1 pseudogene is annotated in these 595 nt (G+C 36.3%); it reads left to right on the top strand.

The annotated features are described in order from the left end of the window. Nucleotides 1-595: pseudogene (locus A5N85_RS16820) on the top strand (IS630 family transposase); the annotation flags it as partial.

Below are 595 nucleotides of genomic sequence, written 5' to 3'. Positions count from 1 at the left end.
AAGTAATACAAGCCTATGGCATATCAAGCTCAGCACTATACAGCTGGAAAAAACTCCAAAGAGATACAGGTGAACTTAGCGCCCAATCTCAAGGCACAAAACCAAGAAAAATAGACCGTGAACAACTTAAAACCTATGTAGAACAACACAATGATGCCTATTTATTTGAAATAGCAGAACACTTTGCCTGTACACCACAAGGTATATTTTATGCACTAAAATCAATCGGTATGACACTTAAAAAAAGACCACGACCGACAAAGAACAAGACCCAATCAAAGTAGAAAACGATCTAACCAAGCTTGCAACCTTCAATGACTATCAAAGGGTTTATATTGATGAAACGGGTATAGATACCTACTTACATCAACCCTTTGCAAGGTCATCCAAAGGGAAAACTGTTAAAAGCACCATTAGTGGCAAAAAATATAAACGGATATCCGTTGTTGCAGGTCAAATTGGCAATAAACTCATTGCCCCAATGACTTACGAAAATACCATGACAAGTGCCTTTTTTGAAAAATGGTTTGAAGAACACTTATTACCATCATTGAGTGTTAAATCAGTGATTATTATGGATAATGCTCAATTTCAT

Origin of the sequence: Suttonella ornithocola (assembly GCF_001889065.1) — a bacterium.
In the GTDB taxonomy this organism is placed as follows: domain Bacteria; phylum Pseudomonadota; class Gammaproteobacteria; order Cardiobacteriales; family Cardiobacteriaceae; genus Suttonella_A; species Suttonella_A ornithocola.
The sequence above is the reverse complement of the archived record's forward strand: the minus strand, read 5'-3'. Positions and strand labels throughout refer to the sequence as shown.